This is a genomic window from Paenibacillus aceti, from assembly GCF_003614185.1.
Taxonomy (GTDB): domain Bacteria; phylum Bacillota; class Bacilli; order Paenibacillales; family Paenibacillaceae; genus Fontibacillus; species Fontibacillus aceti.
In genome coordinates, this window is the sequence record NZ_KZ987724.1 from 1,031,047 (window position 1) to 1,046,355 (window position 15,309).

Below are 15,309 nucleotides of genomic sequence, written 5' to 3' on the forward strand. Positions count from 1 at the left end.
TGGGGGGTACAATAGGGGTTATCAATCATGATCGAAGTAATATTGAAGAAAATAAGAGATCGGAGAAGAATGATGAAGGAATTAGTAGAATTAAAGTCATATCCTCAGGTTGAAGATTTCATCCAGGGGCATGAGCTGAGCTTCCTATATGTGTCGCGGCCGGACTGCAGTGTATGCCATGCTATTTTGCCTAAGCTACGGATATTGCTTGATCAGTTCCCGTCGATCGATCTGGGACAAGTCAATGCGATGGAGGTAGAGGAGATAGCTGGTAATTTATCTATTTTCACAGCACCTACACTGCTCTTGTTCGTAGAAGGTAAGGAATATTTAAGAGAGGACCGTTTCGTCCGCTTTGCTGCTCTGGAAGAGAAGCTGACGAGAATATACGAGTTGTATATATCGAATGAGGATTAAACGAAACTATGGCGTTCTATAGTCCTTATTGCTATAAAAGGTATAATATGGTATATAGATGATAGATTCAAATTATACTATATCAGGAAAATTTAGAGATTCATAGAAGGGGGCGTATAGAACAGGTTATGCAACAAATTCCCGCGCAGTAGCGTCAGAATGGATGGAATAAATTTCAATAGAAACTTATGCCGAGGTGAGAATTTTGAAAATTAGATTCATGAAATTGGTAATCTCATCTTTAATCCTGCTGCCATTGGTGCTTGGCCTTAGCCTCAAAGTAAACGCGGAATTAACCGACATAGGAAGTCCCACTCCGGGTATTAATGTGAAGTCGCCGGATCATTTGAATGATACATGGAAGACGCCGATCAATAATGCGATCACCGCCTGGAACGGTACTGCCACTAAAGTCACCATCGGGTATTCAAGCGCGTCCAGCAATACAATTACAGCGGCCCAATATTCGGATACCTGGTACGGCTTGAACACCCAGTGGAGATCCCCTTATAAATACACCATTCAGTTAAATGCCAGAACGATTACTCGTGACGCCAAGAATTTCTCCAATTTTGTAAAGGGGACTGCTGTTCATGAATTCGGTCATTGCTTCTTCCTGAAGGATAATCCGAACACGACGCTTCCCTCGATTATGAAATATTCCAATGATTTTAATACGGTGACGACTCCGCGGCCATATGATATTGATGACGTGAATTCGGTTTATTAAATTGGAGGATTTGGAAGGAGAATCGGAAATGATGACAAGTAAATGGATTTCTGTGATCTCAATCTTCTGCCTCACGACCGTGCTGCTGGCGGCCTGCGGGTCGAATGAATCGAAGCCCGATAACGACCGGTCAGCGGCTTCCGATGTTCATAAGTCGACTGCTGGCAAGCAGGAGGTATTGATCGATGCGTCTTTCCCAAAATACAATAACTTGGACGAATTGGAGAATCGGGCGAATCTGATTATCGAGGGCAGAGTGCTAAGCTCCACGTTCAAATTCCTGAATGTTGCGGAGAGGCCTTCCCAACCGGGTGATGACCAGTTGAATCCGGGCACGACTCCGGCGGACAGTCCTCCCATCCCGTACACCATATATGACGTTGAGGTTCAGAAGGTGTATAAAGGGGCGGTAACGGAGAAGGAGACGATTCAGGTGAAGCAGGTCGGTGGTGAGAATCAGCAGACGATTTTCAAGGTAAATGACACCTCTGAATTGAAGGAGGAGGGCGATTATATTATGTTCCTGGCCACCTTTGACAATTCTCCGGCTTCTTTGCTGAATCCGATTCAAGGCTCCTATGAATTGGTCAACAATCAGATTATCGCTAGTGACAAGAACTTGATCAAGCTGGAGATTAATGATTTGAAGCAGCTTACCGAATAGCCTTATTTCGGGTGAAAATAACAAAAGACTCATATTCACAGGTGAGCCATTTGCCATGAGTATGAGTCTTTGCTATGTAAGCGGATCTATGCAGCTAGTGCTGCGGATAAACTACGGTTCCTTTTTGCGGCATCGGATCAGCATCGGTTCCCTTGAAGTACAATGGCAGTCCTTCGGCTAACGTAGGGTGCAGTGTGGACTCCGGGTTTTGACGCTGATGATGGATATGCAGATGGGGTTCTGAGGTGGAACCGCTATTGCCTACCCGTCCCAGGATATCTCCAGGATTAACATGATCGCCAACCTTGACGGTAACGCTATTCTGCCGAAGATGATTGAGCAGCAGGTAGGTGCCGGTCTCATCGACGACCAGGTATACATGATTGCCCTCCACGGACAATATATCCTCCGATCCCGGTGTAATATCGGGTTCCTTATCATATGCGGCTATGACCGTACCGGATACCGGGGCAAGTACCTCCTGATCCCAAATTCCATAATCCTCGGAGCTTGTGCTTCCTGAGTCGTAAGGCTCCATCACGAGGTCATAGGCCCAGCGCTCGGAGGGCCAGATCACATGGGGGAGGTTCACGGCGGTGGAATCTCCGCCCCAACCGACAACAGTGGCTTGCTTGAGCGGCCATTCAGCAGTAAGCACAGGCGTAGTCTTGTCTATTCGCGCCGGATAAGGCATCTGGATCATGTTCAGTGTAAGCAGCAAATGCAGTGCCATGATCGAGCACAAGACGACAGAGAATAGATGGCTTGCTATCTGCCTTTTCTTACATAGCGCAATTATAACGAGGATCAGGCTAATGAACAGACCAGCCATGCCGAGGAACGGAAGGACCAGCTTTAGAGCAAACCAGGCGTAGGCCGACGGCAAGCCAGTTGTGCTTAGAACGGTAGCCCATAGCAATAAAATAATGAGTATTAGTGGTGTGTTAATCATTCCGACTTTGTGAGTAATTCTAGTGATTTTCCCCATATTTACCTCTATTTAATAAGTTAATAGATTCTATTAATATAGACGGATCAAGTCATTGAATTACTACAAGGATGCACGGGCTGTAAATATCTTTTTGCGGCTATTTATTCTTCACGAAAATATTTGGGAGCCTTCCCGATCATCTTCTTGAACATCTTCGAGAAAAGAAATGGATCGGTATAGCCCACAGAGCGAGAGATATCGCTGATCGACAGCCCTGGATTGGCGAGCAATTCGACGGCGCGGTTCATTCGATACTCCACGAGGAAGCTCTGCAGCGAGCTGCCGAATTTGGCCTTGAATAAGCTGGACAAGTAAGTTCTGTCCAGGCCGACGAAGTTAGCAATATCCTGCACCGTTATTCTCTGACTGTAGTTCGTCTCGATATATCCAATCGCCTGGTTAATGTATGTCTCCTTGGAATGGGAGGGCTTCGGTGGCTCTGCGAAGGAAGCCTCGGAGCAGGAAATTAGCTCAGCGATCAGCCGATAGAGAATGCTCTGGCTTAGCACGTCGCTGCTTCGCTCCGAATAGACGGCCAATAGATCATCATAGAACGATTCGAAGTATGGGCTTTGCTTCGCATCATAGACGAGCTGCGGCGCTTCAAGCTGTGCGCGTCTCATGAAGGATTTGGCGCTAAGCCCCTTGAAGGCGACCCAGGAATAAGTCCAGGGATCGAGCTCATCCGCCTGATAATGGACGATGATGTCCGGCGGAATCAGGAAGCCTTGACCGGCAGACAGGAGATGGCTCTCCTCTCCGCTTCTAAACCTGCCGCAGCCGCTGTGAACATAATGAAGGACGTAGGAGTCCCGGACTCCAGGCCCCCAGCTATGATTAGGAAGGCATTCCTCTTTGCCAAAAAATATTAAATTCAGATCGAGCCGATCCGACGGCATCTCAGAATTAATCGTTACATTGATCCGCGACATAGGGCAGACTCCTCCCATACCTGTTAAATTGCTTATGCTATATTACATTATAACAGGCAATATTAAGGTATTTTGCTGGATAGAGTGAATAAATATTGGATTATGACATGTGAATCATGGGTAGCTCCATGTCTCTATCTGTGGTCAGCGCCTATACTCAAGATAGACTATAGATGGAGGCGATGATTCAGTGTCGAAGATCACTTTTCTAGGTGCAGGCAGTACAGTTTTTGTCAAAAATGTTCTGGGCGATGTGATGCTCACGGAAGCTCTGCAGGGCTTCGAATTGGCTCTGTATGATATAGATGAGGAGCGCTTAAGTGACTCGGAGAGATTGCTGAACAGCATGAGGGAGACCCTCGGAAGCAGCTGCACAGTCAAGGCGTATCATGATCGCAAGGCGGCTCTTAAGGGCGCCAATTACGTCATTAATGCGATTCAGGTCGGCGGCTATGATCCTTGTACGATTACGGATTTTGAAATCCCGAAGAAGTATGGCTTGCGTCAGACGATTGCGGATACTCTGGGGATCGGGGGGATCTTCCGTAATTTGCGGACGATTCCGGTTATGCTTGATTTTGCACAGGATATGCAGGAGGTATGCCCGGATGCCTTGTTCCTGAATTATACGAATCCGATGGCGGTACTGACGAATGTGATGAATACGGTAGGCGGGATTCAGACGGTGGGATTGTGCCATAGCGTGCAGGTCTGTGTGCCGGGGCTGTTCGAATCATTAGGCATGGATCATGAAGGGGTGCAATCGAAAATCGCCGGTATCAATCATATGGCCTGGTTGCTCGAAGTTACGAAGGACGGGGTCGACTTGTATCCCGAGATCAAGCGCCGGGCGGCGGAGAAACAGAAGGAGAAGCATCATGATATGGTGCGGTTCGAGCTGATGCTGCGCTTCGGCTACTATGTCACAGAATCGTCTGAGCATAATGCCGAGTACCATCCTTACTTCATCAAGCGCAATTATCCCGAGCTGATCGAACGCTTCAATATTCCGCTTGACGAGTATCCGCGCCGCTGTATCGAACAGATCAAGGGCTGGAAGGAAATGCGTGAGAAGCTGTTCGCCAGCGAGAGTATCGAGCATGTCCGCACTCATGAATATGCCTCTTATATTATGGAAGCGATCGAGACGAACAAGCCGTTCAAGATCGGCGGCAATGTGATGAACACCGGGCTGATTACCAATCTGCCGTCCGAAGCTTGTGTGGAGGTGCCTTGTCTGGTCGATGCATCCGGAATTACACCAACCTATGTAGGAGCGCTGCCGCCGCAGTTGGCCGCCCTGAACAGGACGAACATCAACACGCAGCTACTGACGATGGAAGCAGCCGTAACCGGACGCAAGGAGCATATCTACCATGCTGCCCTGCTCGATCCGCATACCTCTGCCGAGCTGTCTATCGATGACATCGTCTCGCTCTGCGATGACTTGCTCGAAGCACATGGCAGCTGGCTGCCGGAATTTAAATAGAGTATTGAGGGACAGTCTCCCGTAGCTCTAACGAAACACCATATCGTTATTTTCAAGAAATCAGCACCTGCTCCAATCTAACGAAACACCATATCGTTATTGAGGTGAAAAACTATCATTTAACCTCTTTTTGACCTCAATAGCGATCCCCTGTTTCGTTAGATTTCCTAGTCCCCCTTTTTGCCACAAATAGCGCTCCCCAGTTTCGTTAAAATTTAGCGCGTTAGATTAAGCGTTAGAGAAGGCAGTTAGTGTTAAATAGCATACAGACTGATACAGCCGTAGTCTGAATACAATGCTAAATAATCTTCAGTAAAGACCAGCTTGCAGTTCTTCACGACATGTTCGGGTTTGAATTCGAGGATCCGCTGCCAAGACTCTGTATGATACAGTTCCACTTTTCCAAACCTGAATAGGGCCAGTAACGGCTTGGCAGGATGCACAGCAAAGCTACTGACCTGCTCTTTTCTCCATTCCGATCTTCTTGTTAGAGAGTTCATATCATAGCATGCTAGCTCCCCTGAGCCGTACCGCTCTTGAGTGAATAAGTAGCGATCATCGGCTGAAAAATACATGGCAACGGTCATAGCACTGATTTCTTTGGCTATCGAATGTTCTATGCCAGTGTCGAGATCATAAATGACCATAGTATCAGGGTGAGTACAGTAGGCTATTCTTCGCCCGCTTCGCGCCAGCCCTCCGCATAGCTGACGGCTATAACCGTTGACCATTTCCGGCGTGGCCTCGGTCTGATAGAGGTGTTCCTTCGTCAACAGATCCATCACTATCAATCGGGCACCATCGTACCAGAGCCCCCGGTTTCCCGACAGGTAGAGTATGCTATCACGTGTGAACGAGGTGTAGCTGTGAACGCCCCCATCCGCAGACAGGCCTGAAATTTGATGGCTATCGTCGATCAGAAGCTCACCCGCTTCCGGGCAATAAAACATATCATAGATCAAATGATTGCCCTCTAGCACCCAAATGAGCTGCTTCTGCCCATGCTCGTCCAGATGATAGATTTCTTCCTTTTCAAATTGGCCAACCACATATCCTGCATAGAACTGATTGGTGCCGGGGACAGCAGCCAACGGCATGAAACCGGTGTAACCGGAGCCGATATGGAGCTGAAACAACGGAGAGCCCGGCGCTGCTTCGGGATTTCTATAAATGAAGCCCTTTTTAAGCTTGCTCCACATCTCTTTCTCCGCGTATTTGGCGGCTTGCTGCGGATCGTCGAATAATTTCTCCCTAGGCTTGCCTCCGTTATTGGATCGGATGACGCGTTCCCCTTCACAGGTGATCTCCCAGGTTTTATCGTTGTCTGGATTTAGAAAGACTCTTCTCATAGGACGCCAATCCCCTTTTCATTTTAGATCCGTAAAATTATACCATGGAAATAGGTCCTGGAAGGCGCTGGACAGGAAAATTCAGGTGAAAAGGCCGAGCCCGATGCGTCGATAGTCCTGTGTGTTTTGTAAAATGTATCCTTTATACTGGAATAGTGCTGCCAGAAAGGAGGTGATATGCGATGAGTGTGATTCATATGCTGGTCGGGATTCCGGGCAGCGGGAAAAGTCATTATGCCAAGGAATTGGGCAAACGGGAAAGAGCAGTGCTGGTAGCGACCGATTCCATTCGGGAAAGATTGTTCGGCAGCGAGTCGAAGCAGAAGAACACGTATTTGGTGTTTGATGAGGCTTTTGCGGAGATAGAGCAGGCACTTGGGGCGGACAGGAATGTGATCTTTGATGCCACGAATGTCAGCCGGGATCGGCGACTTAAGTTTTTGAAACGTTTCAGAGAAATCCCGGTTCAGTGTCACGTATTCGATACTCCTTATGAGGTAGCGAAGGCAAGAATCGAGGGGAGAAAGCGGCAGATCAGCGACAAGGTACTCACCAAGTTTGCCAGAAATTTAGAATTCCCTGTTCTGGGTGAAGGGTTTCACGCTTTGCATCTGGTTCATGCTGCGGCTAAGACCGGCCTTGATCGCTCCAGATTGGAACAACTGCTGGACATGCAGCCGGGGCATGATGAACTGTTTGCTTACTTGGCAAGCTCGCCTCATTTCCAGGTGATGCTGGGATATGATCAGGAGAACCCGCATCATTCCAGAACCCTATCCGAGCATACCTATGCCGTCCTGGATTATATCAATGTCTTCTATGAAGGCGAGAATTTGCTGGCGATGCAGCTTGCAGCCCTATTCCACGACGCGGGCAAACCGTTCTGCAAAGTATGGAAGGAGGCGCGCGGGTACTACTCGTATTACGGGCATGAGCATGTGTCGGCCATCATAGCCTGCCATGTGCTGAAGGAGCTTGGCTATGAAGATGATTTTATTCTGCATGTCGTGAATTTGGTCAGCTTCCATATGGAGATTTTGCACGGCGGGGATGCGGGAGCGTCGCAGATTTATCATCTGCTCGGCGAGGAACGGCTGGCGGAGCTGTATTTTTTTGCCGAGGCGGATTCCTTTGCTAAATGAGGAGGCTGTATAGCATCAAGACAGAAAAGAGGTGAATCAAAACTATGAAAATCAAATATCCGAGGACGATGCATCTGCCATGGTCGCGTGGGTATACCGATGATGACAGGATTTTGCGGGATACCGATCATTTTACCGGTCAGGAAGTCGTGATTACCGAAAAAATGGACGGCGAAAACACCACGATGTACCCGGACTTCATTCATGCCCGATCCCTGGACAGCAAGGACCATCCTTCCCGGCATTATGTCAAAACGCTGCATGGTGGCATAAAGTACCTGATTCCGGAAGGATATCGGTTATGCGGTGAAAATGTGTACGCGAAGCATTCCCTGTATTATTCGGCGCTGCCAAGTTATTTCATGCTGTTCTCTGTGTGGAATGAGCAGAATGTTTGCCTGTCCTGGGACGAGACGGTGGAATGGGCGGCACGGCTTCATTTATCGGCAGTTCCTGTGCTGTACCGGGGAATATGGAGCGAGGAAGCGGCGAAAGCGTGTTATACCCGGCAGTCTCGCTGTGGCGGAGAACAGGAAGGATACGTCGTCAGACTGGCTTCAGCTTTTGCCTATGAGGATTTCAAACGGTCCATGGCCAAATTCGTCCGTACCAATCATGTCCAAACCGATGAGCACTGGCTCAGCAAACCGGTTGAACCGAACCTGCTTGCCGAGACAACGGCAGAGTAAGAGAGAGTAAAGGTGCAGAGTCGTCAATAAGCAGTATTTTGAAAAGAAAGAGGTGTTGATCATGTAATTCCGAGCAGAAGTACCTTTACAAGCTTTCTAACTACAAACGTTCTAACGAAACTGGATATCACTAGGGGTTGAACTTGGTCCTGAGGCCATAGCGATCTGCAGTTTCGTTAGAAAAATAAATTAGCCAATGAATACATAGGAGGAAAAATAATGAGCGAAGAAGTAAATGCCCCCGGTTGGGATGCGATTGATCTGGAATTAGGTAAAATCTACGGGGAGCAGCAACCGAAGCATTATGGGACGATGATCCCTTATGCCCTGGGAGGGCCGGACCCGCTCGATGGGATTAGCGCTTATAAAAGTGAGACGCCGGTGCCGCATTGGCATTTTGTCACGTATGGATTCTCGGAATTGTATGAGAAGGAATCCGAGAATGCCGAGCATAGCGGCTACGGGTTCGAGCTTACGTTCCGGCTGGTACGGAAAGAAGACGAGGAAGAGCCGCCAGCATGGGCGCTCAATCTGCTGCAAAATATGGGAAGATACGTGTTCGGCAGCGGCAATGTGTTCCGTTCCGGTGATTATTTGGATGCCAACGGCCCGATTTGTCTCGGCGCGGATACGCTTCTCACCGCCCTTGCTTTTACACACGACCCAGAGCTCCCGGCGATCGATACAACGAATGGTCATGTAGAATTTATTCAAATGGTCGGCATTACAGGCGATGAGCTTGAGGCGATGCAGACCTGGAATACCCTGGGTGTGCTTGAGGCGGGCCTGGCGCAGATCCCAGGGTATGTTACGGATTTATCGCGGGATTCCCTTCTGGAGGTTCCGGCGATTGCCGAGGCGGTTGAACGGGGCATGGAGCAGGAAGGCTCCAATACAGGCTTTTTGTTCGTGGATCAGCTAGGCTGGGAGCCCGGAAAGAAAGGATTGTTCAAAAAACAGCCGGATCGCGTAAAGCTTGGTGCAAAGCAGGCTGGAATTATCGGCAAGCTGCTGCGTGGGCGGATTTTAAAACAAAAAGACCTTACTCTGGTCAGTCAAGAGATCCGCGTTATATTTGAGCCAGGAGAAAGCGCCGGGTTTCATATGGAGGATCAGGAGGTCAGTATCCGTTTGAACCGAGAGGCTGTCACGGAGCTGAGTCAAAGGCTGGTCCCGCTGGAAAGCGAGTTCGGGCTAGCATCGCTGCCCGGGCTGTCCTTCCAAATCGTGAAGACGCATATTAAAGATCAAGAGGGCAACGTCGTCGAGACGATCGGTTAATAGGAGCAAGGGAGAAGGGGCAGAGGAAGATGACAGTGAAAGTTGCGTGACGGGGTGGGTGCAGGATGTCGGTTATCCGAATTGCCCATGCTGCGGTCGAAACATGCACTTTATCGGGCAGTTGGACTGGTCGGATTTGGAGAATTATATGTTTATTTAACCGTATTTATTCGCGCAAGAGACAAACACGGACCGTCAGGACTCTCCCCCTGATCTAGCGGTCAAAAATGTCCGTTAGAGCCTGAAAACAACAACAACTCTCCTCTAACGGACACTATTGACCCTTAGAAGCACAAAATGCCATTTTTCGCGGCTATTTTCCTTGTAATGGCCATAAATGTCCGTTACAAAGGCTGGAGTGCCACAGAATCAGCGCTAACGGACATTTATGGCCGTGTCCAAATGATCCGACATGAACAGGGGGATGTTCCCATTTTTGGACATGCAAAAGAGGCGTCTTCCAAGTCGGAAGATCGACTTGGAAGACGCCTCTTGAATATTATTTTAAACCTTCAGCAGTTTGATCTCATGCTCCGCACAGTATTCCACATACTCTCTCGGCACATTGCCGGTTGTAACGAGCGCGGATACACCGTCTAGCGGCAGATAGGTCAGCAAGGTTGATTTGCCGAACTTGGAATCATCGACGAGCAGGATGATTTCATTTGCCTTAGCGCAGATGGAATGTTTGATCTCGTATTCAAGCGGATTACTGTTGGTCAGCCCGCTCGCGATCGTTACGCCCGTAGCTGCCATGAATGCCTTGTTAATATTGAAACGCTGGCTGTAGGAATCCCCATCCACATTCACGAATGAACGAGTATTGCCCTGATAGAGCGAACCGACGACGAACAGCCGGATGTTCGGCATCTGTGTGCATACATGAATCACATCAAAGTTATTCGTAAAAACCGTGCAGGTAATGTTCGGGTCCAGGTAACGCATAATTTGCGATGTGGTGGTGCCGGAATCAATAAAGATGATGTCATTAGGCTCGATCATGCTGCTGGCCAATTTTCCGATCGCTTTTTTCTGGTCATGCTGCATCGTATCCCGTTGCTCAAAGGAGATCAGCGTATTATTCTTCTTGGCTCGAACTCCCCCATATACCTTCTCAATCGTACCCCGTTTGACCAATGCATCGATATCCCGGCGAATCGTATTCACAGAAACTTTAAAGATGGAGCACAGGTCCTGAATCGTCACATGCTCCCGTTCTATAACTAACTGCTCTATATCTTCTAATCTCTGTATCTTCATACGATATTCTCCTTTAATTATACTTATCTAGTGATCTATTTTATCACAACCACTCATAAACTGATATACTAACTTACAGTATTATATGAACTTTACTAACTTATATCAATATTTTGGGCAACTTTGCTTCGGATAATACCTATTTTTTGCAAAATAATCACAATAAACTGCCGATGTTTTACGCCGGATAGGGCCAATTTAACAAGCGTTAGTTTCCTATATTTGGACGAGCCCATTATAGAGGTAGGGTTTGGAAATTTCACGCTTATCAGCGGAAAAACAAGAGGTGATTAAGTGCATTTCTCAGAATTAAAGGGAAGTGTACTTTTTTGTTAATTTAACATAGTCTGTTTGGTTAGTTTGTAATTTAATCTTGAAAATACATAGGTTTTGCACTAGAATATGATCATAAGTTATTCATAATGTTTCAATTATATGACCAATCAAGCGGCAATCAATCAAGAGGAGATGTGTAGACGATGACTTTGGTATCGATGAAGAAGATGCTGCAGACCGCCTTGGACGGGCATTATGCCGTCGGGCAGTTTAATGTGAATGGGCTGCAATGGGCGCAAGGGATCTTGGAAGCAGCTGAAGAGGAGAAGTCTCCGGTCATATTGGCTGCTTCTGACCGGTTAGTGCCCTTCCTGGGCGGCTATCCTGTCATCGCGGCGATGGTGCGATCCATCGTAGAGGAAATGGGGGTTACGGTGCCCGTTGTGCTTCACCTCGATCATGGGCAAAGCGTGGACAACTGCAAGGGGGCCATTGACGCCGGCTTCAGTTCCGTAATGATCGATGGCTCGCACCATCCGATTGCCGAGAATATAGCCATGACTGGTGCGGTGACAGCTTATGCCGAGCCTCATGGTGTGTCTGTAGAGGCGGAGGTTGGCACCGTCGGCGGGATGGAGGATGGACTGATTGGCGGAATCCGTTATGCAGATCCTGGGGAATGCGCAGCTCTAGTCAAGGAGACAGGGATCGATGCACTGGCCGCAGCTCTCGGTTCTGTGCATGGCCCATACCAGGGAGAAACGGTGCTTGGATTTGCTGAAATGGAGCAGATCTCCAAGCATGTCGGCATTCCGCTGGTGCTGCATGGTGCCTCTGGCATCCCTAATCATCAGCTTCAACGGGCTATCCAGCTTGGACATGCCAAGATCAACATCAATACAGAATGTATCCAGGCATGGGCTGCTGCAGTACGGAGTACCCTGAAAACCAACCCTGCGCTCTACGATCCCCGCGCGATTCTGACGCCGGGAACGGCGGCGATTAAGGAGACCGTGCGCGGTAAAATCCGTGAATTCGGTTCTGCCGGTAAAGCGGTGGTTGCTAGTACAGCCCACTGATATCCGCATTATTAACGCGGTAATTCGGTAGCGATATGCCATACAAGGAATGAAGGAAGGAAGGAAGGTTAAGATGCCATTACTGAGATTTGATCTTATTCAAGGCCGTGATCAGGCCAGTCTGAAGAAGCTGCTTGATACAGCGCATGAGGCGATGGTAGAGGCGTTCGCCGTACCGAAGGACGACCGCTATCAGATTGTCCATCAGCACCCGGCTGAGGAGTTCGTCATTGAAGATACGGGACTTGGGTTCCGGCGTTCTGACCAGCTGGTGGTTCTCAGCGTGACGACGAAGCAGAAGACACAGGCGCAGAAGCAGCAGCTATATAAGCTGTTGGCGGAAAGGCTTAAGGAGCGCTGTGGCATCTCCCCAGACGATCTGATGATATCGATCGTGGAGAATACCGATGCCGATTGGAGCTTCGGACAGGGAGAAGCTCAGTTCATTACGGGGAAGTTGTAAAACGATTAGAGATATGGATATATCTTTGGCAAATGAGCATATACATATCTAAAATTTTAATAAATGATAATATTGTGGTCGATAAATGAGTATTTTATTGTTATGTTACAGATAATTCACAACATTTTACGTGAAAAATTGTTGACCTTATGATCAACTGAGGTTAGTATGTTGAAAGAGGGGTTAACACCAGAGGAGGATTCCATTGATGAGCAGAAAATTGAAAAACTACATTAACGGCCAATGGGTTGAAAGTGCAACTTCCCAATATGAAGACGTTTACAACCCGGCAACAGAAGAAGTGTTATGTAAAGTCCCTTTGTCTACAAAAGAAGATCTCGAGCAAGCGGTACTGGCTGCAGATACAGCATTCCAGACCTGGAGCAAAGTTGCAGTGCCGCGTCGTGCACGTATATTATTCAAGTTCCAACAATTGCTGATCCAGCACAAGCAAGAGCTGGCAGAGTTGATCACTAAGGAGAACGGCAAGGCGTTGTTCGAATCGCTGGGCGAAGTACAGCGGGGGATCGAGAATGTCGAGTTCGCGGCAGGAGCACCGAGCCTGATGATGGGCGATTCGCTGTCTTCGATCGCTACGGATGTTGAAGCGACGAACTACAAATATCCGATCGGTGTCATCGGCGGGATCGCACCATTCAACTTCCCGATGATGGTACCATGCTGGATGTTCCCGATGGCGATTGCTCTGGGTAACACCTTTGTGCTGAAGCCTTCGGAGAAAACACCACTGCTTGCAGAGAAGGTGGTTGAGTTGTTCACGGAAGCCGGGCTGCCAGCAGGTGTGCTTAACATCGTCTACGGCGCTCATGATGTCGTGAACGGACTGCTTGAGCATCAGAAGGTCAAAGCGATCTCCTTCGTCGGCTCGAAGCCAGTGGGTGAGTATGTGTATCGCGAAGGCACGAAGAACCTGAAACGGGTGCAATCCCTTACAGGTGCGAAGAACCACACCATCGTATTGAAGGATGCGAACCAGGAGGAAGCGGTTCAGAACGTAATCAGCGCTGCCTTTGGTTCGGCGGGCGAGCGTTGCATGGCCTGTGCAGTATTGACAGTCGAAGATACGATCTATGACGAGTTCATGGAGAAGCTGGTTAAAGCGGCTAAGGCGATTAAGATCGGCGATGGACTAGATAAGGATACATTCCTGGGTCCGGTTATCCGTCAAGAGAACAAAGACAGAACCTTCCGTTATATTGAGCAAGGGGTTGCGGATGGAGCTAAGCTGACACTGGATGGACGTACAGGCATTCCGGAAAAAGGCTACTTCGTTGGACCGACGATCTTCGAGAATGTTACAACCGACATGACATTGTGGAAAGAAGAGCTATTCGCTCCAGTATTGTCTGTCATCCGCATCAAGGACGTGAAGGAAGGCGTTGCGCTTGCGAACAAATCTCCGTTTGCTAACGGGGCATGCCTGTTCACGAACAATGCAAGTGCGATTCGCTACTTCCGTGAGAATATCGATGCAGGTATGCTCGGCGTGAACCTCGGTGTTCCGGCACCTATGGCCTTCTTCGCTTTCTCGGGATACAAGGATTCCTTCTACGGCGATTTGCACTGCAACGGCAAAGATAGCGTAGAGTTCTACACCAGAAGAAAAGTAGTTACGGCTCGTTACGGAGAGAACAACATCTAAGCATGTTGATTAAATAGTCTATTTCATTAAATGAAGGAAGCGTGCGACAAGTATGGTACAACTCAAAAGATCGCCAATTCGTTATCAAGTTAGTGATGGAGTAACCTTACTCCATCACATCACCAAAGAGAATGCACCTCTCGAATTTATCGAGGCCCAAATGTACGGGCTGGCGGAAGGCGGAAAGATCGAACTGGAGCTTCGCTCTCATGAGCTATGCGTTGTAGCGCTGACAGGCAAGTATACAATTACGGATGGCGAACATCGATTTACCCACGTAGGAACACGCAGCAGTGTATTCGAGAAAGTACCGACGGATAGTGTATATGTGCCTGTGGGCAAGAAGGTGAGCATTACCTGCGAGCAACAAGGTAAAGTGCTGCTGGCCTATGCTCCTACTGAAGATCGGACACGCCAGACGACGTTGATCCCTGCAGAGGCCAATCGCATCGAAGCACGTGGTAAATATCACAACCAGCGGCTGGTACACAACATCCTTGATGATCAGAGTCCGATTGCTGAGAAGCTGCTCGTCGTCGAAGTGTACACGGATACTGCGAACTGGTCGAGCTATCCGCCACATAAGCATGATCAGGATGATCTTCCGAAGGAGTCTTTCCTCGAAGAGACTTACTATCATGAGATCAATCCGCGTCAAGGCTATGTTATGCAGCGTGTCTATACAGATGATCGTCTGCTTGATGAGACGATGGCCGTGTATGATGAAGAGATGGTCATTGTGCCAAAAGGTTACCACCCGGTAGGGGTTCCTGATGGTTATGAATCCTATTATATGAACATAATGGCCGGACCTAAGAAGATCTGGAAATTCAACAATGATAAGGACCATGAATGGATCATAGAGCGTCCGTAAGGGAGAAGAA

At 48.4% G+C, this 15,309-nt stretch carries 15 protein-coding genes; 11 read left to right on the forward strand and 4 right to left on the reverse strand.

What is annotated here, in order from left to right; genetic code table 11:
* Positions 1–72 precede the first annotated feature (72 nt).
* The 3 genes from BFJ94_RS04665 to BFJ94_RS04675 all read left to right on the forward strand — a co-directional run bounded on the left by BFJ94_RS04665 (position 73) and on the right by BFJ94_RS04675 (position 1,811).
* Positions 73–417, forward strand: coding sequence for a thioredoxin family protein (locus tag BFJ94_RS04665; protein WP_120465086.1), 345 nt, complete (start codon positions 73–75; stop codon positions 415–417).
* Positions 418–622: 205 nt separating this feature from the next.
* A complete protein-coding gene (locus BFJ94_RS04670; RefSeq protein ID WP_120461619.1) occupies positions 623–1,147 on the forward strand; it encodes a zinc metalloprotease in 525 nt (174 codons plus the stop codon).
* A gap of 28 nt (positions 1,148–1,175) precedes the next feature.
* The gene (locus BFJ94_RS04675) at positions 1,176–1,811 is read left to right on the forward strand and encodes a hypothetical protein (protein WP_120461620.1); all 636 of its coding nucleotides are present in this window, start codon (positions 1,176–1,178) and stop codon (positions 1,809–1,811) included.
* A 94-nt stretch (positions 1,812–1,905) separates the two neighbouring features.
* Here the strand turns inward: BFJ94_RS04675 and BFJ94_RS04680 are convergent, their stop codons facing one another.
* Positions 1,906–2,799 (reverse strand): M23 family metallopeptidase, encoded by an 894-nt coding sequence (locus tag BFJ94_RS04680; RefSeq protein WP_229717123.1) that lies wholly within the window; start codon positions 2,797–2,799, stop codon positions 1,906–1,908.
* A 104-nt stretch (positions 2,800–2,903) separates the two neighbouring features.
* Positions 2,904–3,734, reverse strand: a complete 831-nt coding sequence (locus BFJ94_RS04685) for an AraC family transcriptional regulator (RefSeq protein WP_120461621.1) — start codon at positions 3,732–3,734, stop codon at positions 2,904–2,906.
* Positions 3,735–3,924: 190 nt separating this feature from the next.
* Between BFJ94_RS04685 and BFJ94_RS04690 the strand changes: the two genes are divergently transcribed.
* A complete protein-coding gene (locus tag BFJ94_RS04690) occupies positions 3,925–5,223 on the forward strand; it encodes an alpha-glucosidase/alpha-galactosidase (protein WP_120461622.1) in 1,299 nt (432 codons plus the stop codon).
* Between the two features lie 254 nt (positions 5,224–5,477).
* Here the strand turns inward: BFJ94_RS04690 and BFJ94_RS04695 are convergent, their stop codons facing one another.
* Positions 5,478–6,572 (reverse strand): hypothetical protein, encoded by a 1,095-nt coding sequence (locus BFJ94_RS04695; RefSeq protein ID WP_120461623.1) that lies wholly within the window; start codon positions 6,570–6,572, stop codon positions 5,478–5,480.
* 182 nt (positions 6,573–6,754) lie between these two features.
* Here BFJ94_RS04695 and BFJ94_RS04700 point away from each other — a divergent pair, with 182 nt between their 5' ends.
* The 3 genes from BFJ94_RS04700 to BFJ94_RS04710 all read left to right on the forward strand — a co-directional run bounded on the left by BFJ94_RS04700 (position 6,755) and on the right by BFJ94_RS04710 (position 9,684).
* Entirely contained in the window at positions 6,755–7,714 is a 960-nt protein-coding gene (locus BFJ94_RS04700; RefSeq protein WP_120461624.1) for an AAA family ATPase, read from the forward strand.
* Between the two features lie 44 nt (positions 7,715–7,758).
* Positions 7,759–8,403 carry an RNA ligase family protein gene (locus tag BFJ94_RS04705; RefSeq protein WP_120461625.1) on the forward strand — a complete coding sequence of 215 codons (645 nt, stop codon included), beginning with the start codon at positions 7,759–7,761 and terminating at the stop codon, positions 8,401–8,403.
* Between the two features lie 219 nt (positions 8,404–8,622).
* Positions 8,623–9,684, forward strand: coding sequence for a suppressor of fused domain protein (locus BFJ94_RS04710; RefSeq protein WP_120461626.1), 1,062 nt, complete (start codon positions 8,623–8,625; stop codon positions 9,682–9,684).
* A gap of 504 nt (positions 9,685–10,188) precedes the next feature.
* Here the strand turns inward: BFJ94_RS04710 and BFJ94_RS04715 are convergent.
* A complete protein-coding gene (locus BFJ94_RS04715) occupies positions 10,189–10,944 on the reverse strand; it encodes a DeoR/GlpR family DNA-binding transcription regulator (protein WP_120461627.1) in 756 nt (251 codons plus the stop codon).
* A 479-nt stretch (positions 10,945–11,423) separates the two neighbouring features.
* Between BFJ94_RS04715 and fba the strand changes: the two genes are divergently transcribed.
* From fba to iolB, 4 genes are all read left to right on the forward strand, one after another.
* Complete coding sequence (gene fba / locus BFJ94_RS04720; protein WP_120461628.1) at positions 11,424–12,299, forward strand: class II fructose-1,6-bisphosphate aldolase; 876 nt, start codon at positions 11,424–11,426, stop codon at positions 12,297–12,299.
* Between the two features lie 73 nt (positions 12,300–12,372).
* Positions 12,373–12,762, forward strand: a complete 390-nt coding sequence (locus BFJ94_RS04725; RefSeq protein WP_120461629.1) for a tautomerase family protein — start codon at positions 12,373–12,375, stop codon at positions 12,760–12,762.
* 208 nt (positions 12,763–12,970) lie between these two features.
* Positions 12,971–14,425, forward strand: coding sequence for a CoA-acylating methylmalonate-semialdehyde dehydrogenase (locus BFJ94_RS04730; RefSeq protein ID WP_120461630.1), 1,455 nt, complete (start codon positions 12,971–12,973; stop codon positions 14,423–14,425).
* A gap of 52 nt (positions 14,426–14,477) precedes the next feature.
* Positions 14,478–15,299 (forward strand): 5-deoxy-glucuronate isomerase, encoded by an 822-nt coding sequence (gene iolB, locus BFJ94_RS04735; RefSeq protein ID WP_120461631.1) that lies wholly within the window; start codon positions 14,478–14,480, stop codon positions 15,297–15,299.
* The last annotated feature ends 10 nt before the right edge of the window (positions 15,300–15,309 follow it).